At 73.4% G+C, this 23,578-nt stretch carries 19 protein-coding genes and 1 pseudogene; 13 read left to right on the top strand and 7 right to left on the bottom strand.

Annotated elements, in window-relative coordinates; translation table 11 throughout:
• Window position 1: 1 nt before the first annotated feature.
• On the bottom strand, window positions 2-607 hold the full coding sequence (locus AQJ58_RS07860; RefSeq protein ID WP_067246538.1) for a hypothetical protein: 606 nt from the start codon (window positions 605-607) through the stop codon (window positions 2-4).
• A gap of 292 nt (window positions 608-899) precedes the next feature.
• Here AQJ58_RS07860 and AQJ58_RS07855 point away from each other — a divergent pair.
• Both AQJ58_RS07855 and AQJ58_RS07850 read left to right on the top strand, forming a co-directional pair.
• A pseudogene (locus AQJ58_RS07855) lies at window positions 900-1,265 on the top strand (hypothetical protein); the annotation flags it as partial.
• Window positions 1,266-1,617: 352 nt separating this feature from the next.
• Window positions 1,618-2,097, top strand: a complete 480-nt coding sequence (locus AQJ58_RS07850; RefSeq protein ID WP_079078760.1) for an ATP-binding protein — start codon at window positions 1,618-1,620, stop codon at window positions 2,095-2,097.
• 116 nt (window positions 2,098-2,213) lie between these two features.
• Here the strand turns inward: AQJ58_RS07850 and AQJ58_RS07845 are convergent, their stop codons facing one another.
• Entirely contained in the window at window positions 2,214-3,299 is a 1,086-nt protein-coding gene (locus tag AQJ58_RS07845) for a DUF2637 domain-containing protein (RefSeq protein ID WP_067246535.1), read from the bottom strand.
• Window positions 3,300-3,612: 313 nt separating this feature from the next.
• On the bottom strand, window positions 3,613-4,494 hold the full coding sequence (locus AQJ58_RS07840) for a (2Fe-2S)-binding protein (protein ID WP_067246533.1): 882 nt from the start codon (window positions 4,492-4,494) through the stop codon (window positions 3,613-3,615).
• 179 nt (window positions 4,495-4,673) lie between these two features.
• Here AQJ58_RS07840 and AQJ58_RS07835 point away from each other — a divergent pair, with 179 nt between their 5' ends.
• Window positions 4,674-5,483, top strand: a complete 810-nt coding sequence (locus AQJ58_RS07835; RefSeq protein WP_067246530.1) for a GntR family transcriptional regulator — start codon at window positions 4,674-4,676, stop codon at window positions 5,481-5,483.
• 184 nt (window positions 5,484-5,667) lie between these two features.
• On the opposite strand, the gene AQJ58_RS07830 is transcribed toward AQJ58_RS07835, so the two are convergent.
• Both AQJ58_RS07830 and AQJ58_RS07825 read right to left on the bottom strand, forming a co-directional pair.
• The gene (locus AQJ58_RS07830; RefSeq protein ID WP_067247703.1) at window positions 5,668-6,429 is read right to left on the bottom strand and encodes a hypothetical protein; all 762 of its coding nucleotides are present in this window, start codon (window positions 6,427-6,429) and stop codon (window positions 5,668-5,670) included.
• A 167-nt stretch (window positions 6,430-6,596) separates the two neighbouring features.
• Window positions 6,597-8,282 (bottom strand): PucR family transcriptional regulator, encoded by a 1,686-nt coding sequence (locus AQJ58_RS07825; RefSeq protein WP_067246527.1) that lies wholly within the window; start codon window positions 8,280-8,282, stop codon window positions 6,597-6,599.
• 330 nt (window positions 8,283-8,612) lie between these two features.
• Here AQJ58_RS07825 and AQJ58_RS07820 point away from each other — a divergent pair, with 330 nt between their 5' ends.
• From AQJ58_RS07820 to AQJ58_RS07805, 4 genes are all read left to right on the top strand, one after another.
• Complete coding sequence (locus AQJ58_RS07820; RefSeq protein WP_067246525.1) at window positions 8,613-9,503, top strand: FAD binding domain-containing protein; 891 nt, start codon at window positions 8,613-8,615, stop codon at window positions 9,501-9,503.
• The gene (locus tag AQJ58_RS07815; RefSeq protein WP_067246522.1) at window positions 9,503-10,012 is read left to right on the top strand and encodes a (2Fe-2S)-binding protein; all 510 of its coding nucleotides are present in this window, start codon (window positions 9,503-9,505) and stop codon (window positions 10,010-10,012) included. The genes AQJ58_RS07820 and AQJ58_RS07815 overlap by 1 nt, the downstream gene beginning before the upstream one ends.
• 5 nt (window positions 10,013-10,017) lie before the next feature.
• Window positions 10,018-12,402 (top strand): xanthine dehydrogenase family protein molybdopterin-binding subunit, encoded by a 2,385-nt coding sequence (locus AQJ58_RS07810; protein ID WP_067246520.1) that lies wholly within the window; start codon window positions 10,018-10,020, stop codon window positions 12,400-12,402.
• Between the two features lie 115 nt (window positions 12,403-12,517).
• Window positions 12,518-13,669, top strand: a complete 1,152-nt coding sequence (locus AQJ58_RS07805; RefSeq protein ID WP_067246517.1) for an XdhC family protein — start codon at window positions 12,518-12,520, stop codon at window positions 13,667-13,669.
• A gap of 12 nt (window positions 13,670-13,681) precedes the next feature.
• On the opposite strand, the gene AQJ58_RS07800 is transcribed toward AQJ58_RS07805, so the two are convergent.
• Both AQJ58_RS07800 and AQJ58_RS07795 read right to left on the bottom strand, forming a co-directional pair.
• Window positions 13,682-14,122 (bottom strand): SRPBCC family protein, encoded by a 441-nt coding sequence (locus AQJ58_RS07800; RefSeq protein ID WP_067246514.1) that lies wholly within the window; start codon window positions 14,120-14,122, stop codon window positions 13,682-13,684.
• Window positions 14,123-14,251: 129 nt separating this feature from the next.
• Entirely contained in the window at window positions 14,252-15,700 is a 1,449-nt protein-coding gene (locus AQJ58_RS07795) for a family 43 glycosylhydrolase (protein ID WP_067246511.1), read from the bottom strand.
• 366 nt (window positions 15,701-16,066) lie between these two features.
• On the opposite strand from AQJ58_RS07795, the gene AQJ58_RS07790 reads away from it, so the two are divergent.
• The 6 genes from AQJ58_RS07790 to AQJ58_RS07765 all read left to right on the top strand — a co-directional run bounded on the left by AQJ58_RS07790 (window position 16,067) and on the right by AQJ58_RS07765 (window position 23,341).
• Window positions 16,067-16,450 carry a hypothetical protein gene (locus tag AQJ58_RS07790; protein ID WP_067246508.1) on the top strand — a complete coding sequence of 128 codons (384 nt, stop codon included), beginning with the start codon at window positions 16,067-16,069 and terminating at the stop codon, window positions 16,448-16,450.
• A 14-nt stretch (window positions 16,451-16,464) separates the two neighbouring features.
• Entirely contained in the window at window positions 16,465-18,918 is a 2,454-nt protein-coding gene (locus tag AQJ58_RS07785) for a cutinase family protein (RefSeq protein ID WP_067246505.1), read from the top strand.
• A 310-nt stretch (window positions 18,919-19,228) separates the two neighbouring features.
• Window positions 19,229-21,304, top strand: a complete 2,076-nt coding sequence (locus tag AQJ58_RS07780) for a xanthine dehydrogenase family protein molybdopterin-binding subunit (RefSeq protein WP_079078757.1) — start codon at window positions 19,229-19,231, stop codon at window positions 21,302-21,304.
• Window positions 21,305-21,338: 34 nt separating this feature from the next.
• On the top strand, window positions 21,339-21,794 hold the full coding sequence (locus tag AQJ58_RS07775; RefSeq protein WP_067246500.1) for a (2Fe-2S)-binding protein: 456 nt from the start codon (window positions 21,339-21,341) through the stop codon (window positions 21,792-21,794).
• 136 nt (window positions 21,795-21,930) lie between these two features.
• Window positions 21,931-22,521, top strand: coding sequence for a hypothetical protein (locus AQJ58_RS07770; protein ID WP_067247700.1), 591 nt, complete (start codon window positions 21,931-21,933; stop codon window positions 22,519-22,521).
• 58 nt (window positions 22,522-22,579) lie between these two features.
• Window positions 22,580-23,341, top strand: a complete 762-nt coding sequence (locus tag AQJ58_RS07765; protein WP_067246497.1) for a YcnI family protein — start codon at window positions 22,580-22,582, stop codon at window positions 23,339-23,341.
• Window positions 23,342-23,578: the final 237 nt, after the last annotated feature.

Here is a 23,578-nt window from a genome sequence, read left to right as displayed (position 1 = left end):
GTCAGGGCCGGTACGGCTGCCATCGGCGCGCCGACGTGTCGTACACGTACCGCTCCAGACCGTCCAGGGCGCTGGTGCGGAAGGGGCGGCCGTGGTCGTCGATCCGGACCGTGCCGGTGCGGCCGTCGGAGGACCAGTCGAGTTCGAGGTACCCGTCGCAGCCGCAGGCCGCGGTGCGGGCCGTGACCAGCAGCACCTCCGGTTCCTCGGCGGACACCCGGTAGGGCAGCCGGACCGCGGGGATGCCCGCGTCGTTTCCGGCCACGGACCGGGCGAGGGTCCGGTCCCGGTCCAGGTCGACGGCGAAGTACCGCTTGCTGAGCGCTCCGCCGCAGCCCCGGTCCCTCGTGTACGCGGTCCCCGGCAGGGGCGCGGCGCGGGCGACGACCCGCACCCGCAGTGCGGTCAGCGCGACGGCCGTGGAGCTGTTGCCCTGCACCGCGATCTCCGCGTCGGTCTCGCCGCCGTGCACCGCGCCCTGGGCCGACGCCCAGGTCCCCGCGTCCTGTTCCGACGGGGGTGGCGGTACCCGGGCCGGCGGTGCGTCGATGACGTAGTCGTGTCCGCGGCCCTGCGCCCAGACCTGGGAGTCGACGGTCCGGGCCAATGGCAGCCCGGAGGCCGGAGCGGCGACCGGCGCGCTGGGCGAGGGGGGCGAGGGGGAGGGCGCGGCGCCGGTGGCGAGGGGGGTGGTGTCGGGGGAGGAGGAGGGCGAGCGGGAGGGGGTGCCGTCGCGGGCGCGGTGGAGGACGACGGGAGGGGCGGCGGGAGGGGCGGCGGGAGGGACGGCGGAGCGGAGGCGGTGGGTCCGAGCAGGGCGTCGGAGGCCGGTCGACCGCCTCCCGGCAGAGTGGACAGCGCACCCAGCGCGACGAGCACGGCACAGGCGCCGCCCAGCAGGACCTGACCTGGACACATCGGCCCGTCAGGTCACCGTCGCACTGCCGGGCACGGCCGTGGCGAAGGCCCGGGTCGCCCGGCTGGACAAGGACATCAGGTTCTGCCCGGTGCGGATCGAGCAGGCCGACCCGCAGACCGAGGCCCGGCTCAAGGACTACGGGAAACCGGCCGTCGAGGAGGGCGCCCGGGTCTACGGGCTGCACACCGAGTCGTCCTGGGGTGCGACGGACATCCGGCTGATCTCGGTCGGCCGGGACGGCAGGACCGTGACGGTGGTCGACTGGGGGCAGATGGGCGACTTCGGGGACGCTCCGGTGAAGGCTTTCAGGAAGACGACCGTCACCGCCGTCAAGAAGCTGCGCTGAGCGAAACATTCCGGCCAACTTCGGCGGGGGCCCTCACCCGGGCTCGTGGGGGGACGGCTCGCAGGCCGCGCGGGCGTACGCCCTTCGGGGGCGAGACCGTGCCGTCGTACCGCGGCGTCCCCGCACGGAATCCGGGTCCGTACGGCGGCGAAACCGGCCTCCTCCCCGGTGATCCGGCCGGATCGCATACCGGGGGGCGCGGTCCGGCCGGCTGCTTGTGCGCCCCCTCGAACATGGCCGAACACCCGGGCGTGGACGATTCGACATGACTGGCACCGTGCCGACCGGGCATGGATCCCCGTGAACGTGTTCGAGCAGGAGGGGAACCGACATCGGCACGCGGGCGGGGGTCATGGTGAGGCAGGCACGGGGCAGCGGTCGGACGGCGATCGCGAGCACCTCGGCGGCAGAGCGGGACACGGGGATCGCGAGAGGGGACGACACCGTAGACGCGCAGCTCAATCGCAGACTCGGGCCGGCCGACCTGAGGGCGGTGCCGGAGGCACGCCGGGCGCTGCGCGAGCTGTTGCGGGGCTGGGGAAAGCCGGGACGCTCGGAGACGGCGGAACTGCTGACCAGCGAACTCGTCACCAACGCGCTGGTGCACACCGACGACGAGGCGGTCCTGACGGCCACCGTGTCACCGGCCGGCCTGCGGGTGGAGGTGCGCGACTCGGTGCCGGGCCGGCCCCGGCCCACCGTGCCGGCCGCCGACGACGGCACCCACGGCCGGGGTTTGGTCCTGGTGCAGTCCCTCGCGGACTCCTGGGGGGTACGGGCGCAGGGCGCCGGGAAGGTCGTCTGGTTCGAACTGGCCGCCGGGGCGGCCTGAGAGCCTGGGGCACACGGGCTCTCAGACCCGGACGGGGCACGGGAAGGGGGCGCGACCGTGGCGGTCGCGCCCCCTTCCCATGGTGTCACCGGCCGGCCGTCAGCCGGACGGGGAGGTCAGCCGAACTGCTGCTCCAGGTCCTTGAGCTTGCGCTCCAGGGAGTCCAGGCGCGGCAGGGCCATGGTGTCGTCCTCCGCGGTGAGGTCGACGGAGTACCCCTCGGAGGACTGGCGCACCGGCTGCAGCGAGGGCCGCTGACGGACCGGCAGCTGCTCCGGCGCGCCCGCTATGCCACCCTCCGCGGAGACCCGCTCGGCCGAGGCCGCGGCGGTCGCCGGCTCCAGGGCAGCGGCCTGGCCGGGCTCCAGCTGACGGCCACCGCCGCCACCGCCGCCGCCACGTCCGGGCCAGCGGCCGTGACCGCGGCTGATCGCCTTGAGCTGGGCCCGCTCCAGGCGCTGCTCCTCGCGGCGGCGCATCTTGGCCTCTTCCTTGCGGGCCTTGTCGTCGCGGACCTCCTCGACGGCCTCGTCCAGGCTGCGGACGTTCTCCAGGAGCATCAGCGACCAGGCCTTGTAGGTCTCACGGGGGGCCCGAACCCAGCGGACCACCCGGATCTGCGGCAGCGGACGGGGCACCAGGCCCTGCTCGCGCAGCGCGGCACGGCGGGTCTGCTTCAGCGCCCGGTCGAACAGCACGGCCGCGGACAGCGACATGCCGGCGAAGAAGTGCGGGGCGCCCGCGTGGCTCAGACCCCTGGGCGCGTGCACCCAGTTGAACCAGGCGGCGGCACCGGCGAACGTCCACACGAGTATCCGGGAGCCGAGCGCCGCGTCACCGTGAGAGGCCTCGCGGACCGCGAGGACGGAGCAGAACATCGCCGCGCCGTCCAGGCCGAACGGCACCAGGTACTCCCAGCCGCCGGACAGTCCGAGGTTCTGCTCGCCGAAGCCGACCAGGCCGTGGAAGGAGAGTGCGGCGGCGACGGCCGCACAGCAGAACAGCAGCACATAGGAGGCGGTGCCGTATATGGCCTCCTTGCGCCTGCGGCGCTCCTCGCTGCGCTCCCACGAGTCGTCCGTCGTCTTGGCATGCTCCCCGGACCGCTTGCTCCGCGCGAGCACCGCCACCGCCACCAGCATGCCCAGGAGCAGTACGGCGCCCGGAAGCAGCCAGTTCAGCGATATGTCGGTCAGTCTCATCTGGGGTCCCTTGCATTGGGATAGGGCGTAACGCCCGCCATAGTGGCCCAATCCCGCCATCCCTCAGGGGGTTTCGGGGCAAGAGGCCGCCAAGGAGGTGCAAGGGAATGCCCAGGGCGACGTTCTAGCTCGAACTGCCGCTTGAGGGGCGGGAGTTGAGTTCGAACAAGACTACCCGTACGGGTGGTTCCACGGAAAGTTCCCGCGGCAGGTGAGGAAATTGTGAATCAGCTGTAACCGTAGGAGAGTCTCGTCCGGGTGATCTTACGTCAAGCCCCTGGTGGCCGTTCCCCCGGGGGTGTCTGAGGACGCCTCAGCCGGCGGCGGCCGCGGTGAGCCGGCCGATCCGGTCCGCGTCGCAGGTGCGCGGGCAGGTGGCGCAGGTGTCCTCGGGGCGCACCGTGTAGAACATGCAGCAGCTCGCCCGGACCCGGGTGGGCTGGGGGCCACTCCCAGGCCCTTCAGGCACTGGGGGAGACTCCCCGTCCGGACCGGTCGGTTCCCGGAAGGCGGCCGAGCCGACGTACGGCTGGGTGGCGCCGGGCAGCAGCAGTTCCAGCTCGTGCCGCGCCCGCACCTGCTCGCCGTCGCCGAGCAGGTGGGCGACGTACCACAGGCCCTCGACGATCTCGTCCGTCACCATGCCCCACAGCGCGCGCCCGCGCCGCCGGGTGCGCGGCCCGAACCCGGCGAGCACCGGCTCGTGGTGCTCGGCCACGGCTGCCCGCACCTCGGCCCGCAGTGCCTCCTCGTCCGGGACCACCCGCGCGCCGGGCAGCGCCGCCGCCGGGTCCCCCGGCAGACAGGCGAACGACGAGGGCGGGCGTACGGCCAACCGCATGCCGTCGCCGGTGCGGTCGTACGAGACGTGCGTCACGGGGTAGCGCGGCACCCGGCGGTGCAGGAACCAGGGCACGGTGATCAGCAGACAGGCCGGCCAGGCGTACCGGTGCAGTCCGAAGCTCGCCGTCACGTCCGGGCGGGCCCGCTGCCCGTAGTCCCGTAGCACCTGGGCGTCGTCCCAGGCCAGGAACGCGTCCAGGGCGGCGCCGCCCGCGGCGAGGTCCGCCGCCGCGACCCAGCCGCCACCCCGGGGCGCCGGTGCCCCGGGTGTCAGCTCGGTGACGGTCAGGCCCGGGTAGGCCGCGGTGAGGCGGGCGTAGGACTCCGCGGTGACCGACGGGACTGAGGGCATGCGGGGACCACCGTTCCGGAAGGCGGGATGGGCAAAAGCAGCCGCTTTTATAGGTAAGCCTAACCTTACCTGGCCTCCTCGGGATTTGAACTGGCGGCCAGTACGCCTAAGGTGCTTGACGGGCGAGTAACAACCCGCCGTAATGACCCCAAGTACCGACACGTCCGCCAGGAGGACCCGTGAAGCAGGGCACGCAGGGCTCCGCCGGGACGGGGATCGGGCAGGACGACCCGGCTCGCGCCCGGGTCCCGGCCCAGCAGCGGGCGGTCCCCTCCCAGGAACTGGACGGGGAGCACTGCGGGCCGCGGGGCACCGCGCGCGGGGAGCACACGCACAGCGAGCCGCCCGTCCCGCAGCCCCGGCCGGTCGTCCAGCGGGCCTCCGTGCGCGGGCAGATCCTGCACGCCCTGCGCACCGCGCTGGTCTCCGGGGAGCTCCGGCCGGGCGAGGTGTACTCGGCGCCGGTCCTCGGCGACCGCTTCGGGGTCTCGGCGACGCCGGTGCGCGAGGCGATGCAGCAGCTCGCGATGGAGGGCACCGTCGAGGTCGTGCCCAACCGCGGGTTCCGCGTCGTCGAGCGCGGCGCACGGGAACTCGCCGAACTGGCCGAGGTGCGGGCGCTGATCGAGGTGCCGGTGATGCAGCGGCTGGCCCGCACGGTGCCGGCCGAGCGGTGGGCGGAACTCAGGCCCCTCGCCGAGGCGACGGTCCGTGCCGCGGGCTCCGGCTGCCGGGCGACGTACGCCGAGGCGGACCGGGTCTTCCACCGGGCGCTGCTGGCGCCCGCCGGGAACGAGCAGCTCGTCGCCATCGCGGAGGATCTGCACCGCCGTGCCCAGTGGCCCCTGGTCGGCGGGCCCGGCCCGCGCGTGCGGGCCGAGCTGCTCGCCGACGCGACGCAGCATCTCGCGCTGCTCGACGCGTTGTGCGCGGGGGAGTCGGACGCCGTCCAGGTCCTGGTCCGGAACCATTTCGCGGGCGTCGGCTGAGCGGACCGTCCGCGCGGGCGGTGGTTCGGTGCGGGTCCGTCGTGGCTGGTCGCGCAGTTCCTCGCGCCCCTGCGTGCGCCCCTGCGGGGCGGGCTCGGTCGTGGTTCGGTGCGGGTTCGGGGTGGCTGGTCGCGCAGTTCCCCGCGCCCCTTCGTGCGCCCCTGCGGGGCGGCCTCGGGGGGGGCTAGGCCGTTGCCGCCGGTGGTGGGGCCAACTGGGTCGCCAGCCAGGTCGGTACGCCGCCCAGCAGGCGGAACAGGCGCCGTGCCTCCTCCCTGAGCCGGGAGGCCTCCGGTTCCGTCTCGGTGTCCGCGAGGGAGACGAGCGCCGGCGCGGTCCCCACCAGGTAGCCCAACTCCTCGCGGATCCGCAGGGATTCGGCGAAGCCGTGCCGCGCCTCCGTCAGCTCCCCGTCCCGCAGGGCCAGTCCGGCCAGATGCCGCCAGGTGAACGACAGCAGCAGCGCGTCGGAGTGCGCGGCGGCCGCCGTGTGGGCGCGCCGGTACGCGGCCCGCGCGGCCTGCGGGGAGCGCGAGAGGTTCTCCGCGAGCAGCCCCCGCCGGAAGTCCAGCAGCGCCCGCCCCACCGCGTCCGGCGGGATCAGCGCCGCCGCCCGGCCGAGCGCGGCCCGCGCCTCGTCCACCCGGTCGCGCACCGCGTGCAGGGTGGCGGCGTAGGCGAGATAGCCCCGCTCGCAGGCGGCCGCGCCCCGCTCCTCGTCGTCGTGCGCCAGCGCCTCCGCCGTCCGCAGCGCGTCCTCGGCGTCCTGCCAACCCTGTTCGGTGTACAGACACCGCTCGACGAGCAGCGCCGCCCGCTGGATCGCGCCCGGCGCGGTGTCCGCCGGCAGCAGGGCCGCGGCGTCGACCCAGCAGGCCCGCGAGCGCAACCGCCACACGGCGATCTGGACGGGATCGTCATCTGCGGTCGTTCCGGTACCAGACATGGCGGAGTACGCCACGTTGCCCTCCCCGAGCGCGCCGTCGAGCCTTGAGTAGGTGGTTGCGGCATCTCAGCACGAATCGCGGCGCCGGGCCAAGGGGGCGGGTGAAGGATTTCACAAAGTCGTGGGACTGTCCGCCCTCCGAGGTTTCGACGGGCGGCGGCGCTTGCTCAGCTCATCCGCAGCGCCAGGAAGAAATCCAGCTTGTCCTCCAGCCGCGACAGATCACGGCCCGTCAACTGTTCGATCCGGCCGACCCGGTAGCGCAGAGTGTTGACGTGCAGATGCAACCGGGACGCACACCGCGTCCAGGAGCCGTCGCACTCCAGGAACGCCTCCAGCGTCGGGATCAGCTCGGCCCGGTGGCGCCGGTCGTACTCGCGCAGCGGGTCCAGGAGCCGGGCCGTGAACGCCCGGCGCACGTCGTCCGGGACGAACGGCAGCAGCAGCACGTGCGAGGCCAGTTCCTGGTGCCCGGCCGCGCAGACCCGGCCGGGCCGGGCCGCCGCGACCCGCCGCGCGTGCCGCGCCTCCTCCAGCGCCCCGCGCAGCCCCTCCGCCGAGTGCACGGCGGCGCTCACCCCGAGCGTGAGGCGCCCGTCGCCGTCCAGCCCCGCCGACAGCGGCTCCCGTACGGCCGCCAGCAGCGCCTCGGCGAGCAGGCCCGCCTCGCCGCCGTCGTGCTCACGGGCGACCGCGGGCAGCGGCACCAGGGCGACGGCCTCGTCACCGGTGTGGGCGACGGCGATCCGGTCCGACGGCTCGGTCCCGGTGGCCAGCGGGTCCACCAGGATCTCCTCCAGCAGCGCCTGCGTCACCGGACCCGCCTGCGGACCCACGCCTCCCGGGCGGTCCCACTCCACGCGCGCCACGACCACCTGCCAGTGCGGCGCCGCCCCGAGGCCCGGCAGCAGCACCGGCGCGGCCACCCGCAGCCGCGCCGCGATCTCCGCCGGAGCCGCGCCGGTCTGCACCAGCTCCAGCACCTCCTGCGCCAGCCGCCGGCGCACCGTGCGCGCCGCGTCCCGCCGGTCCCGCTCGACCGCGATCAGCTGGGTGACGCCGTACAGCAGGTCCAGCCGCTCCTCCTGCCAGTCCCCGGCGTCCGCCTCCACGGCCAGCAGCCAGTCCGACAGCACGCTCTCGCGCACGTCCCGGCCGCCCTGCGCGCCGCGGCCGCCGCCGCTGCGGATCGGGAACAGCGAGTACGTCGTGGGGCCCACGGTCGTGCGGTGCGGCCCGCGCCGTCCGCCGCGCACCGCCGCGAGCTGCTCCCCGGCGAGCCGCGCGCACACCTCCGCCGGCAGCGCCGGGCCGGCCGTCCTCGGGCCGGCGATCAGCCGCCCGGTGGGGGACAGCACCCAGGCCCGCAGGTCCAGATCGGAGCCGAGCAGGTCCAGGACGACGTCCGGGCCGCCGCCCGCCGGACCCGAGGTCATCATCCGCCGGTGCCGGTCCACCACCGCCGCGAGGTCCCCGGCCCGCTCGCCGCTGACCTGCCGTACGACATGCTCGGTGATCGTCGCGAAGGCCACCGACTCGTGCACCGCGAACAGCGGCAGCCGGTGCCGGGCGCAGGCCAGGACCAGATCGTCCGGCACGTCCGACAGCTCGGCCTCGCCGGCCGCCAGCGCCGCCACCCCGGCCTGCGCCAGGATGCGGACGAACGGCTCGGAGTCGCCGGGCCCCCGGCGCCAGGCCAGGCCGGTCAGCACCAGCTCGCCGCCGGAGAGATAGCGGCTCGGGTCCCGCAGGTCGGTGGTCATCACCCCGCGCACCGCGCGGTCGAGCTCGTCCTCGCCGCCCAGCAGCCGCAGCCCCAGCGCATCGGTGTCCAGAAGTGCGCGCAGCCGCATCTCGTCGCCGCCGTTCCGTGTCTCTTGTCCCGAGGACTGTCTCGAAAACTACGATGAAAAGTGAAGGGATCAGTGGGGCCGGGCCCGGTCGTGTTTCCCGGAGGAAACCCAGCGGATACGGAGAGGTTTCCGATGGCCTTCGTTCATACGAATCTACAAGATGCCTCTCGCGACCAGCCAACTCCTTCATGGTTTCCGTGACTGACACGGTCGGAGTACGGCCCTGTGTACTGGGCCCACTAGGCGTGAACAGCACATGAACGAGCCGGGCCCGCCGCACCCGATCTGGCTCGATCCGTACGACCCACGAGACGAAGAAGAGAGCCGGTCATGGACTTCCTTCGCCCCGCAAACTGGGAGGAGGCGCTCGCCGCGAAGGCCGCGCACCCCAGCGCGGTGCCGATCGCCGGGGGCACCGATGTGATGGTCGAGATCAACTTCGACCACCGGCGGCCCGAGTACCTCCTGGACCTGGGCCGCGTCGCCGAGCTCTACGAGTGGGAGACCGGCGAGGACACCGTGCGGCTGGGCGCCTCCGTGCCGTACACGAAGATCATGGAGAACCTGCGCTCCGAGCTGCCCGGCCTGGCCCTCGCCTCGCACACCGTGGCCTCCCCGCAGATCCGCAACCGCGGCGGCGTCGGCGGCAACCTCGGCACCGCCTCCCCGGCCGGGGACGCCCACCCCGCCCTGCTGGCGGCCGGCGCCGAGGTCGAGGCCGCGTCGGTGCGCGGCACCCGCCGGATCCCCATCGACGACTTCTACACCGGCGTCAAGCGCAACGCGCTCGCCCCCGACGAACTGATCCGCGCCGTCCACGTCAAGAAGGCCGACGGCCCGCAGCAGTACTCCAAGGTCGGCACCCGCAACGCCATGGTCATCGCGGTCTGCGCCTTCGGTCTCGCCCTGCACCCCGACACCCGCACCGTGCGCACCGGCATCGGCTCCGCCGCCCCGACGCCCGTCCGGGCGAAGGTCGCCGAGGACTTCCTCAACGCGGCGCTCGAGGACGGCGGCTTCTGGGACAACGGGAAGATCATCACCCCGTCGGTCGCCAAGGAGTTCGCCACGCTCTGCGCCGCCGCCTGCAACCCCATCGACGACGTCCGCGGCACCGCGAGCTACCGCCGGCACGCGGTCGGCGTCATGGCCCGCCGCACCCTGACCTGGACCTGGGAGTCCTACCGCGGCACCCCCCGCACCTCGGAAGGAGCCGCGTGATGCGCGTCAACCTCACCGTCAACGGACGCCCCCAGCAGGCCGACGACGTCTGGGAGGGCGAGAGCCTGCTCTACGTGCTGCGCGAGCGCCTAGGCCTGCCCGGCTCCAAGAACGCCTGCGAACAGGGCGAATGCGGCTCCTGCACGGTCCGCCTGGACGGGGTGCCGGTCTGCGCCTGCCTGGTCGCCGCCGGCCAGGCCGAGGGCCGCGAGGTCGTCACCGTCGAGGGCCTCGCCGACCACGCCCGCCGGCGCGCGGACGGCGACGCGGGCCACACCCCCGACCTCGCCCCGATCCAGCAGGCGTTCATCGACGCCGGCGCCGTCCAGTGCGGCTTCTGCACCCCCGGTCTGCTGGTCGCCGCCGACGAGATGCTGGAACGCAACCCCGACCCGAGCGACGCGGACATCCGTGAGGCCCTCTCGGGCAACCTGTGCCGCTGCACCGGCTACGAGAAGATCATGGACGCGGTCCGCCTCGCGGCCGCCCGGCAGTCAGAGGCGGTCTGAGCCCCATGCCGACCAACGGAGTTCCCACGAAGATCACCCAGGGCGCGCACACCAAGGGCGGCATCGGCGAGTCGACGCTCCGCCCGGACGGCACCCTCAAGGTCACCGGAGAGTTCGCCTACTCCTCCGACCTGTGGCACGAGGACATGCTCTGGGGCCAGATCCTGCGCTCCACCGTCGCCCACGCCGAGATCGTCTCCCTCGACACGAGCGAGGCCCTCGCCACCCCCGGCGTGTACGCCGTGATGACGTACGACGACCTGCCCACCGGGGTGAAGAACTACGGCCTGGAGATCCAGGACACCCCCGTCCTGGCCCACGGCAAGGTGCGCCACCACGGCGAGCCCGTCGCGATCGTCGCCGCCGACCACCCGGAGACCGCCCGCCGCGCCGCCGCCAGGATCAAGGTCGAGTACCGCGAGCTGCCCGTCATCACCGACGAGGCCTCCGCGACCGCCCCCGACGCGGTCCTCGTCCACGAGCACCGCACCGACCACCACCGCGCCCACGTCGCCCACCCCAACATCGTCCACCGCCAGCCCATCGTGCGCGGCGACGCGGCGGCCGCCGCCGCGCGCGCCGATGTGATCGTCCGCGGCGAATACACCTTCGGCATGCAGGACCAGGCGTTCCTCGGCCCCGAGTCCGGCCTCGCCGTGCCCGAGGAGGACGGCGGCGTCCACCTCTACATCGCCACCCAGTGGCTCCACTCCGACCTGCGCCAGATCGCCCCCGTCCTCGGCCTCCCGCCCGAGAAGGTGCGGATGACGCTGGCGGGCGTCGGCGGTGCCTTCGGCGGCCGCGAGGACCTGTCGATGCAGATCCACGCCTGCCTGCTGGCCCTGCGCACCGGCAGACCCGTCAAGATCGTCTACAACCGTTTCGAGTCCTTCTTCGGACACGTCCACCGCCACCCCGCCAAGCTCTCCTACGAGCACGGCGCGACCCGCGACGGCAAGCTCACCCACGTCAGATGCCGGATCGTCCTCGACGGCGGCGCGTACGCCTCCGCCTCCCCGGCGGTCGTCGGCAACGCCGCCTCCCTCGGCGTCGGACCGTACGTCGTCGACGACGTCGACATCGAGGCGATCGCCCTCTACACCAACAACCCGCCCTGCGGCGCGATGCGCGGCTTCGGCGCCGTCCAGGCCTGCTTCGCCTACGAGGCGCAGATGGACAAGGTGGCCGCGGAACTCGGCCTGGACCCGGTGGAGTTCCGGCAGCGCAACGCCATGGAGCAGGGCACGCTCCTGCCGACCGGCCAGCGGGTCGACTCCCCGGCACCGGTCGCCGAACTCCTGCGCCGTGTCAAGGCGATGCCGATGCCGCCGGAGCGCCAGTGGGAGTCCAGCGAGGGCGCGGACGTACGCCAGCTCCCCGGCGGCCTGTCCAACACCACCCACGGCGAGGGCGTGGTCCGGGGGGTCGGCTACGCGGTCGGCATCAAGAACGTCGGCTTCTCCGAGGGCTTCGACGACTACTCCACCGCCCGCGTCCGGCTGGAGGTCGTGGCCGGCGAGCCCGTCGTCACCGTGCACACGGCGATGGCGGAGGTCGGCCAGGGCGGGGTCACCGTCCACGCCCAGATCGCCCGCACCGAGCTGGGTGTCGCCCAGGTGACCATCCACCCGGCCGACACCCGGGTGGGCAGCGCCGGTTCCACCTCGGCGTCGCGCCAGACGTACGTCACCGGCGGCGCCGTGAAGAACGCCTGCGAGCTAGTCCGGGCCCAGGTCCTGGAGCTCGGGCGCCGCAGGTTCGGCAGCCACCACCCGGCCTGGGCCACCGCCGAACTGCTCCTGGAGGGCGGCAAGGTCGTCACCGACGGCGGCGAGGTCCTCGCCGACCTGGCGGACGTCCTCGGGGAGGAGGCGGTGGAGGTCGAGGAGGAGTGGCGGCACCGGCCCACCGAGCCCTTCGACCTGCGCACCGGACAGGGCAACGGCCATGTCCAGTACAGCTTCGCCGCGCACCGGGCGGTCGTCGAGGTCGACACCGAGCTGGGCCTGGTCAAGGTGATCGAGCTGGCCTGTGCCCAGGACGTCGGCAAGGCGCTCAACCCGCTGTCCGTGCTCGGCCAGATCCAGGGCGGCACCACCCAGGGCCTGGGCATCGCCGTCATGGAGGAGATCATCGTCGACCCGAGGACGGCGAAGGTGAGGAACCCCTCTTTCACGGACTACCTCATCCCCACCATCCTCGACACCCCGACCATCCCCGTCGACGTCCTCGAACTCGCCGACGACCACGCCCCGTACGGCCTGCGCGGCATCGGCGAGGCCCCCACCCTGTCCTCCACCCCGGCGGTGCTCGCCGCCGTGCGCGCCGCGACGGGCCTGGAGCTGAACCGGACGCCGGTCCGTCCGGAACACCTCACCGGCACGGCGTAGGAACGGCGGGGCGGCACAGGCATCCTCCGGCCCCGTTTCGCCCTCCATCCCTGTGAGGACCGGACGGGCGTGCGCCGGCCGTCGCCGCCCCTCCCCGACCGCCAAGGAGACGAGCATGCTGGACATCGCCGAGGAACTCGACCGCTGGGTCGAGCAGGGACGCGACTTCGCCGTCGCCACCGTGGTGGCCGTCGGCGGCAGCGCGCCCCGCCGGCCCGGCGCCGCCCTCGCGGTGGACGCCGACGGCACGGCGGTCGGCTCGGTCTCCGGGGGCTGTGTGGAGGGCGCGGTGTACGACCTGTGCCGCGAGGCCCTCGCCGACGGCCGGACCGTCCTCGAACGCTTCGGGTACAGCGACGACGACGCCTTCGCCGTCGGCCTCACCTGCGGCGGGGTCATCGACGTCCTCGTCACCCCGGTGCGGGCCGGCGACCCGGTCCGCGCGGTGGCCGGGGCCGCGCTCGCCGTCGCCGCGGCCGGCGGCACGGCGGCGCTGGCCCGGGTCGTCACCGGCCCGGCGGACCTCGTAGGCCGCGCGCTCCTCGTCCGCCCCGACGGGTCGTACGACGGCGGCCTCGGCGGCCGTCCCGCGCTGGAGCGCACGGTGGCTGCCGAGGCCGGCGCCCTCCTCGACGCCGGCGCCACCGGCACCGTGGAGATCGGCGCCGAGGGATCGCGCTGCGGAGTCCCGCTGACCGTCCTCGTGGAGTCCTCGGTCCCGCCGCCCCGGATGATCGTGTTCGGCGCGATCGACTTCGCCTCGGCGCTCGTCCGGGTCGGCAAGTTCCTCGGCCACCACGTCACGGTGTGCGACGCCCGCCCCGTCTTCGCGACCCGCGCCCGCTTCCCCGAGGCCGACGAGATCGTCGTCGAGTGGCCGCACCGGTATCTGGAGCGCACGCGGGTCGACGCCAGGACCGTGCTGTGCGTGCTGACCCACGACGCCAAGTTCGACGTCCCCCTGCTCCGGCTGGCGCTGCGGTTGCCCGTGGCCTACGTCGGCGCGATGGGCTCCCGCCGCACCCACCTGGACCGCGACGAACGCCTGCGGGAGGTCGGCGTCACGGAACGGGAGCTGGCCCGGCTGCGCTCGCCCATCGGCCTCGACCTGGGCGCCCGCACCCCCGAGGAGACGGCCCTGTCGATCGCGGCCGAGATCGTCGCCGCCCGGCGCGGCGGCAGCGGCGTCCCCCTCACCGGCGCCCACACCCCGATCCACCACGACCTGCCCGCCCGCCCGACGGCCCGGATCGGCTCGGTGGCCTGACCCGAGGGGCCCTCAGGCCCGGCGCAGCAGCCCGTCCACCGCCCGCCCGAACATGCGCCGGCCCGCCGCCCGCAGCAGCGGATCGAAGGGCGAGGGAACGAAGCGGACGCCGATCTCCTCCCGCCAGACGACCCGGGTCAGGCCGCCCGGGTCCGGCCGCACCTCGATCTCGGCCCACCCGAGGACCACCCGGCCGCGTTTGACGAGCCGGCACCGGCCCGGCCCGTCGCCGGCCGGCGGGTGCCACTCGGTGACCTCCATCCGGTCGTCGAAGGAGAGCGGACCGAGCCCCGTCCGGGCCACGATCACCGTGCCCGAGCCGTGCGGAGGGGGAGTGACCACGGTGACGCGGGTGAGCGGGACCACCTCGCCGTGCCGCCGCCACTCGGTGAGCCGGCGCCATGCCTCCGCGAGGGGGAGCGGCGCGGTGCGTTCGAGCTGGAAGAGGACCACAGGACGATCGTAGGCAGTCCGTGCGGCCCGCTGCCGGGGGCGTACGCCCGTACGGCGCCACAGGGCCGCGTGGGCCTGCGTCTGCGCCGCAGCCGGTGAGCGTGACCGCCGGACGGGCGAGGGCGGCCCTCACTGGGCGTAGAAGGTGGCGTCCCCCTGGTCCGTCGCGGTGCGCGGGGTCTGCACGTACAGCAGGTAGTCGTAGTGGCGGAGGTAGCGGCCCGCGTAGTTCGAGGACTCGTACGAGATCCCCGCCGAGTCGGCGAGTCCGGGCCGCTGGTAGAAGCTGGCGTCGGAGGCGAAGGCCGCGGTGCCGTCGTTCTTCTCCACCCACACCTCGAAGTTCTTGTGCCGCAGGTAGTAGCCGGGGAAGTTGGCCGACTCCAGGGACACCGTGCCGGTGCCGGCCAGCCCCGTCACGACCCGGAACTGCGAGTCCGCGAGCGGGCTGACGTCCGCTTCGATCTTCCCGCGGTAGTCCCAGTGCCGGATGAACCGGTCCGGGTAGTTGAAGGAGGAGAACCGCTGCGGGGTGACCCCGTCGGCGACCGGGATGCCGAAGTCCGGCGTGCCGTCCGCCTTCCAGTACACCTTCTGCACCCGGGTGCGGCGGTTGGGGTCGTTCAGCGGGTCGCCGGAGATGTCCTTGTAGCTGCGGTCGTGGTAGACGAGGATGTCCGACTTGCCGTCCTCGGACACGGTGAAGGAGTTGTGCCCCGGCCCGTACTGCGAGGTCGCCGCGCTCGACGCGAACACCGGCGACGGACTCTTCGTCCAGGACGCCGCGGCGGTGAGGTCCGCCGTCGCGGACGCGGTCAGCATCCCCAGGCAGTAGTTGGCGTCGGTGGCGCTCGCCGAGTAGGTCAGGAACACCCTGCCGCCGTGCTGGATCAGCGCCGGCCCCTCGTTGACCTTGTAGCCCACCGTCTCCCAGGACAGCGTGGGCTGCGAGATCTCCGTCGGTGTGCCGGAGATGGTCCACGGGTTGCTCATCTTCGCCAGGAACAGGCTGGTGTTGTTGTTCTCGGACGGGTTGTGCTGGGCCCACGCGAGATACCGGACACCGCCGACCACGAACGTGGTGGCGTCCAGGGAGAAGCTCTCCCACGTGGTCGTGATCTGGCCCTTCTCGGTCCAGGTCGCGGTCAGCGGGTCGGAGCCGGTGCCTTCGAGGACGTACATCCGGATCGCCCACACGTCGGAGGTCGACCCGGCCGCGAAGTACACGTACCACTTGCCGTCGATGAAGTGGATCTCCGGCGCCCAGATGTGCGCGCCCATGATCCCGCTGGAGTGCTTGGTCCAGAGGGTGACCTCGGAGGCCGTGGCGAGGCCCTGGATGGTCGTCGCCCGGCGCAGCACGATGCGGTCGTACTCCGGGACGGTGGCGGTGAAGTAGTAGTAGCCGTCGGTGTGCTGGAAGATGTGCGGGTCGGCCCGCTGCTCGGCGATCGGGTTGGTGTAGGTCACGGCGGGCGATTCCGGTACGGCGGCCTGGGCGGGGGAGCCCACGCCGGTGAAGACGGTCGCGAGGGCGACGAGGACGGCCAGGAGCAGCCGTACGGCGTTGCGTCTCAAGGGGGTTCTCCAGGGGATGGGGGAGCTGAGGGAGCCGGGAAGGCCGAGGCAGGTCATGAGGCGCCACGGCCGGCAGGGGGTGTCCAGCCGGGTCCAGGACCGTCCCTTGTCCGTAATGTCGAACGTAGTTCGTAACTTCGGCCCAGAACATAGGTGGGCTACATGTCCGCGTCAATACCGTGGCAGCCCGCCCGCCACCGCAGGCGCCGACGGAGATGAACCGCATCGTGCGCACCCCCGTGCGCACGCCGCGGCCGACCTCACCCCCGGGCCACAACTCCCGTGCAACTCGGCGCCTCTGTCCGGTGGTTCTAGTCGGTGACCGCTTCAAGCGGCACAGGATCCCAGCGACCAGGAGGCACACCCTTGAACCGCAAGCTCCGCCGCACTCTGGCTTCCGCGGCCTGCGCCCTCGCCCTCGCCGCCGGCACGCTCCTCGGCACGGCCGCCACCGCCCACGCCGACGGGCACGGCTCCGGCTGGTACGGCGTATGGGCGGCCAACGTCAACATCCGTACGGGCGGGGAGTGGTGCCAGATCGCGCCGAGCGTCGATCGCTGCCCGAACGTGCAGGCCCAGGTCGGCGCACCGCGCGCCGTGTTCGTCTACTGCCAGGTCGAGGGCGATCAGGTCGTCGGCGGCAACCCGTACTGGGTGTGGGTGGCGACGACCGACAACACCCGTGGCTACATGGCCAGTTACTACCTGAACAACCGGACCGACTGGATCGACGGGCTGCCCCTGTGCTGAAAGCGAGACCTGACATGACACGTTCCGGATCCGCCGCCCGCGGCATCCTGGTGACCCTGCTGACCGCCGTGGCGCTCCTGACCGGCCTGCTCAGTCCTCTCGTCCCGGCCGCGCGGGCGGACGACCCGGTGTGTACGAGGGTCACCATCATCGGCGTGCGCGGGTCCAGTGAGGGCTACGTGGGCCCCTACGGGATGGGCGACACCGCGGGGCCCGCCGCGCAGGCCGCCGCCGACCTCCTGGTGTCCCAGTACGGGCACGCCCGCTCCGACATCTCGACCACCTCTCTGGTCTACCCCGCCGTCGACGCGAAGGACATCTTCCACTGGTGGGACTCGGTCAGCACCGGCGCGGAAGCGCTGGACACCCTGGTGACGAACACCTACCTGCGCTGCCCGTCGACGCGGATCGGCCTGGTCGGCTTCTCACAGGGTGCCGGCGCCATCAACATGGGGATGCACCTGATCTCCGAGCGTCACGGTCACGTTGCCCAGGCCGTCCGCGGTGCCCTGCTCATCGCCGACCCGTTCCGTGACGGACGCCAGTCCTACGCGCAGAACATCACCGCCGACGGTCGCATGGTCGGTGGCGTCGGGCTGCGCGGCATGCTGCGCCGACAGGCGGTGCCGGTCAGCTTCCAGGGCGTCACCCGCGACATCTGCCGTGACGGCGACGGAGTGTGCGGCACGATCTTCGAGGAGACAGTGCAGTCCGTCATCCAGGCGAAGCTCTCCGAGGCCACCCACACCAGCTACATGAACTGCTGCAACGGCTTCAACATCCTGCGCGAGTACGGCCAACAGCTCGGCTGGCGCCTCGCCCAGAACCCTGCCGGCGGTGGCACCGCGCCCGTGCCGCCCACTCCCGCCTGGAACCCCGGCAAGGACTGCGGTGTCACCGTCACCGCCCCGACCCAGGCCGCCGGATACGCGGTGCAGGCCGCATGCTCGCAGGTCGCGGCCGGCACCTGGTACACGTGGGGCGGAGGACACGGGCCGACGCCCGGCGCGAGCTACGGCTTCGTCGACGTCTCCGACCCTGAGCGCAGCAAGAACGACCCGTACCGCAAGGGCTTCGACTGCTCGGGGATGGTGCGCTGGGCCTGGTCCCAGGCGGTCGGCCACGACATGGTCGGACAGCGGACCGCCGCCCAGGAGTTCGCACTGCCCGCCTCCGCGCGCTTCACCGCGGCCGACGGCACCGCGCCCCTCCAACCGGGCGACCTGGTGTTCTGGGGGTCCCCCATCACCCATGTGGCGATGTACCTGGGCAACGGCAAGATCGTCGAGGCTCGCGAATCCGACACCAAGATCATGGTCTCGGACTTCACCAGCCACCGGAACTACGCCGGCGCGATCCGTCTCTCGGGTGACGCGGCGGCACCGGGGGCCGGCGGCCCCCACAGCACCTGGGGCACGGACGTCAACGTCCGTTCCGCTCCCGCGCTGAGCGGTGCGGTCGTCACGACGTTCGCCGGCCCGACAGCGATCACGATCACGTGCCAGAAGCACGGCGAGACCGTGACCGCCGAGGGCTACACCAACGACGCCTGGTCGTTCCTGCCCGACTACGGTGGCTGGGTCAACAACATCTTCGTCCAGGGCAAGGCCTGGCTCGATGGAATCCCGGCGTGCGACGGCGACCCGGGCGGTGGCTCAGGACGCCACAGTACCTGGGGCACGGGCGTCAACGTCCGCCCGCTGCCGTCCCGCGGCGGCACCCCGGTGGCGACCTTCTCCGCACCGGTGTCCCTTGCGATCCAGTGCCAGAAGCGGGCCGAGTCCGTCGTGGCGGAGGGCTACACCAACGACGCGTGGTCCTACCTGCCGGACTACCGGGGCTGGGTCAGCAACATCTACATCCAGGGCCCGGCCTGGCTCGACGGGGTCCCGGCCTGCGACGGCAACACGGGCGGCGGCTCGGGCCAGTTCAGCACCTGGGGCACGGGAGTGAACACCCGTCAGCGTCCCAGCGTCTCGGCCCCGCCGGGTCCTGTGTTCTCCGGCCCGACGCGGGTCACCGTCTCCTGCCAGCAGCACGCGGAATCGGTGACCGCCGAAGGCATCACCAACGACGCGTGGTCCTACCTGCCGGACCACCAGGCGTGGATCAGCAACATCTTCCTCCAGGGCCCGGCCTGGCTGGACGGGATCCCCTCGTGCGGCAGCAGCGGGGCACCGGCCGGCAACACCGGCCACCGGATGTGGGCCTCGGACGTCAAGGTCCGCAAGGACTCCTCCACCGCTACCGAGGTGGTGCACACCCTGACCGCTCCGACCGACGTGCGGGTGACATGCCAGGCCCAGGGGCAGTCGGTCACAGCCGAGGGCATCACCAACAGCGCCTGGTCCTACCTGCCGGACTACGGTGGCTGGATCAGCAACATCTTCCTCCAGGGCCCGGCCTGGCTGGAGGACGTGCCGGCCTGCGGGAGCACGCGACCGGGGAACCCACCGAACATGACGTGACGGCTCTCCCGCACCGGGCTGCTTCGAGCCGGCCACCGATCAGGTGATGGCCCGCGCAGCGCAACGAGCGAGGCCCCCGGGCTGTTGATCGAGACGTCTGGCGTCTCAACCACGCAGCTCGGGGGCCTCGTTGGCACCCTTGAGCGCAACGCTGAAGAAGTTCAGTGCACAAGGGGGCAGCGGCGCACGACGGCGGGCTCGGTGCGGGAGCGCAGGCAACCTCCGCGGGCCGTTGTCCCTCCTAGGAGTCGAATCCCGCGGAACCGGACAGGAGTGCCCGTTGGCCCGTCAGTTGTCCCGTCGTCGTTTCATGGTCTACACGCTCGCCGCGTCCACCCTGACCGTCGCGGCCCCCCTCGCCTGCGACGCGCCCCCCGCCGAGGGGGCCGAGCACGCGCGGCGTTCCTCCGACGTGCTGGTGACCGGGGCCGACGAGGAGATGCTCGTCCTCGAGGTCACGGCGGCCAACAGGATCGTCGTCCGGCTGCCGAGGGTGGAGGTCGGGCAGGGGGTGACCACCGCCGTCGCGATGATGATCGCCGAGGAGCTGGACGCCCGGCTCGCCGACATCGACATCCCCCTCGCCGACGCCCGTGCCAAGGGCAACCAGTACACGGGCGGCTCCAGTTCGGTGCGCTCGCTGTACGGACCGGCCCGGCAGCTCGCCGCCACCGCGCGGGCCAAGCTGGTCACCGCGGCGGCCCGGCTCTGGCACGTGCCGGCGCGCGCCCTGCGTACGAAGGACACCAAGGTGTACGCCCCGGACGGACGGTCGGCCACCTTCGGCTACCTCACCGGGTACGCCGCCGCGATCCGGGTGCCCGCCGTCCCCGCCCGGCCCAAACCGGCCTCCCGCCACCGTGTGATCGGGCGGCCCACGACCCGGATCGACGCCCGCGACATCGTCACCGGCAAGGCCCGCTACGCCGGTGACCTCACGGTGGCCGGGGCCCGGCCGACCGTGGTGGCGCGACCGCCCACGCTCGGCGGCACGGTGATCTCCCTCGACGACCGCGCGGCCCGGGCGATGCCCGGCGTGCACGCCGTGGTGCGGGTCGCGGGCGGGGTCGCCGTGGTGGCGGAGACCTTCCACCACGCCTTCCAGGCCCGCGACGCCCTGCGGATCACCTGGGCGCCGGGCCCGCTCGCGGCGCTCTCCGACGCCGACATCCGCCGCCGGCTGCGCGCCGCCGTGCCCCGCCTCGGCACCCCGCCGCGCGGATCGACGCAGGTGGAGGGCGAGTTCGAGTTCGCCTTCGTCAGCCACGCCCCGATGGAGGTGCTGACCGCGGTGGCGGACGTCCGCACCACCAGGGCGGAGATCTGGTTCTCCTCGCAGACCCCGATGGACGCCCGCGACAGCATCGCCGAGGCCGTCGGACTGCCCGCCTCCAAGGTCACGGTCCATGTGATGCGCGGCGGCGGCTCGTTCGGCCGGCGGCTCGACTCCGACGCCGCGCTGGAGGCGGCCCTCATCTCGAAGGCGGCGGGCCGCCCCGTCAAGCTGATGTGGAGCCGCGCCGACGACGTGCGGCACGGCCGGATGCGCCCGGCCGGCCATCACCGCATCCGCGCCAGCCTCGCGGGCGGCCGCGTGGTGGCCTTCGCCCACTCCACGGCCTCCGTGAGCACGCGGTACGAGGGGAAGGGCGCCGTCCGGCGGGCGTCCTTCGCGTCGGCGGCCGGACCGCTGCCCAGCGACAGCGGCCTGTACAACTTCGGTGCCCTGTCCGGGGACTACGGCTCCGTCGAACTGGCGCGGATCCCGCTGGGCGCCTGGCGGTCGGTGGACTCCGGGACCTCACGGACGGCGGAGGAGATCGTCGTCGACGAGATCGCCGCACGCCTCGGCAAGGACCCGGTCGCGTTCCGCCGTACGACCCTGCGCAGCAAGGCCGTCCGGGCCGTGCTCGCCAAGGCGGCCGCCGCCGGGCACTGGGGCCGTGCCCTGCCGGCCGGGCACGGTCAGGGGGTCGCGGTGCACGAGGAGTACGGCTCCTGCGTGGCGTGCCTGGCCGAGATCGACGCCACCGACCCGGAGAACCCCCGGGTGACCCGGATGGTGATGGCCGCCGACGTGGGGACCGCCATCAACCCGCGCGGACTCCAGGCCCAGCTCATGGGCACCGCGCTCGACGGCATCTCCACCGTCCTGACGGCCGGTCTGCACATCGACCGCGGCGCCGTCCGCGAGGGCAGCTACGCCGACTTCCGCTACGCCCGCCAGCGCGACGCCCCTCTCCGCTTCGAGGCGTACATCATGCCCTCGCACGGTGAGCCGGGCGGCGCCGGTGAACTCGGCGTCCCGGCGGCGGCCGGCGCGGTCGCCAACGCCTACGCCCGCGCGACGGGCACGAGACCGCGCCGGTTTCCCCTGAACTTCTGAGCCTGAACTCCTGAGCCCTGAACGGAAGGTGCCCATGCCCTCCTACTCCTTCGTCCTCAACGGCAAGCCGGTCACCGTCGAGGCGCCCGCCGACATGCCGCTGCTGTGGGTGCTGCGGGACCTGCTGAACGTCACCGGGCCCAAGTACGGCTGCGGGGTCGGCGTCTGCCGCGCCTGTACGAGCCATCTGGACGGCGGTGAGATCCAGCCCTGCGTCGTCCCGGTCGCCGACTGCGCGGACCGTGAGGTCACCACCATCGAGGGCCTGGCCGACGGCGACCGGCTGCACCCCGTCCAGGAGGCCTGGCTGGAGTGCGACGTGGCGCAGTGCGGCTTCTGCCAGCCCGGCCAGATCATGGCCGCGGCGGCCCTGCTCAAGCGCACGGCCCGGCCCACCGACGCCGACATCGACCGCATCGAGAACGTATGCCGGTGCGGCACCTACCCCCGGATCCGCGAGGCGATCAAGAAGGCGTCGGCGAACGGCTGAGGCCGTCGGAACTGAACGGCGTTCCCGTCCGACGCGTGAGGAGGGGGCGGGATCAGCCGGGCGGAGGGCGCGGACGGTGGTGTGCATGCGGGGGCGCGCGCAGCGGCCCGCGGGCTGCGTGGCAGCATCGGTCGACATGCGTGTGTCCCCGGCGGTGCGGAGCCTGCGGGCGGCGGTGTTCGCCGCGCTGTGCGTGCTGCTCGCGGCCGGCGGCCATGCCATGGCCACGGGCATGGCCCCGCCGGTGCGGATCCAGGCCGCGGGGGCCCTCGTCCTGTTCGCGGCCGGCTGTCTGCTGGGCGGGCGGGAGCGCTCGCTGACCGGTATCGGGGGCGGCACGCTCGCGTCCCAGGCCGGGCTGCACCTCGCCTTCGCCACCGCCCGGCCGCAGACCGTGATGGTCATGCACGGCCTGCGGATGTCCCACTCCGCCGGGCACCCGCACACCCCGCACGCCACCGCCGCCCACCTGGGGGCGGCCCTGCTGCTGACCTGGTGGCTGCGGCGCGGCGAGGCCGCCCTGTGGTCGCTGCTGCGGTGGGCCGCCGCGCTCCTGCCCGGGCTCGTCGCCTGGTGGCGGGTGGCGCGGGGGACGCGGACCGTCCCGGCCGTGCCGCGTCCCGGGCGGTCGGCGGCCGGGGCAGCGGGGGCGCCGCGGCAGGCGCTGCTGCGGTACGCCGTCCACCGGCGCGGGCCGCCGGCGTGGTGCTCGTACGCGATCCGCTGAGCGGATCACCACCCGACACCACGTCCCGACCGTCCCGAGTACGGAGAGCCACTCACCCATGTCCACGACCCGCACCACCGCCCTGCGCCGGGCCGCCGCCGTCGCCGCCCTGGCCGCCGCCGGGGTCCTCGCCGCCGCCGGTGCCGCCTCCGCCCATGTCACCGTCCACCCCCAGACCTACGCCAAGGGAGCCACGGACGGGCTGCTGACCTTCCGGGTCCCCAACGAGGAGGACACCGCCGCCACCACGAAGGTGCAGATCTTCCTGCCCACCGACCACCCCCTCCTCGGCGTCCTCGTCTCGCCCCGGGACGGCTGGACGGCCAAGGTGACGAACACCAAGCTGAAGACGCCGGTCAAGACCGACGACGGCACCATCACCGAGGCCGTCTCCGAGATCACCTGGACCGGGGGGAGGATCACCGCCGGGCAGTACGAGGACTTCGACGTCGCTTTCGGGCAACTCCCGGACGACACCGACCGGTTGGCCTTCAAGGCGCTCCAGACCTACTCCGACGGCAAGGTCACCCGCTGGATCGAGGAGGCCGCCTCCGGCGACGACGAACCGGAGAACCCGGCGCCGGTGGTCACCCTCACCGCCGAGGGAGCCGGCGGCGCCGCGGACCCGGGCGGCGCGACCACCGCGGCGGCCGGGAAGAGCGGCGGCACCGCCTCCACCGCCTCCGCCGCCTCCGGTTCGGACAGCGACTCGACCGCCCGGGGGCTCGCGGCCGCCGGTCTGGCCGCCGGGGTCCTGGGCCTGGCCACGGCCGCGTTCGCCGTGGTCCGCACCCGGCCGCACCGCTCACGGCCCGAGTAGTTCCCGCCGCTCGCCGCCCGGAATTCAGGGCGACGGCCTCGCGGAAGGCGGCACGGCAGGCCGGGACCGCGGGGTGGTGGGTGCGGCGCTGGCGCACGACGGTGAAGACACGGCGGGTGCGGCGGCCCCGGGGAGCGGGAGCGGGTGGCGGGCGCCCATGCCACCACCGAGTACGTCGACCTCGCCTCCCCGGACCGCCTCACCGACGTCGACGTCCTCACGGCGGCCGTCGGGGAC

The sequence above is a fragment of the Streptomyces sp. DSM 15324 genome, assembly GCF_001514285.1.
Taxonomy (GTDB): domain Bacteria; phylum Actinomycetota; class Actinomycetes; order Streptomycetales; family Streptomycetaceae; genus Streptomyces.
This window is presented reverse-complemented; position numbering and strand designations above follow the sequence as displayed.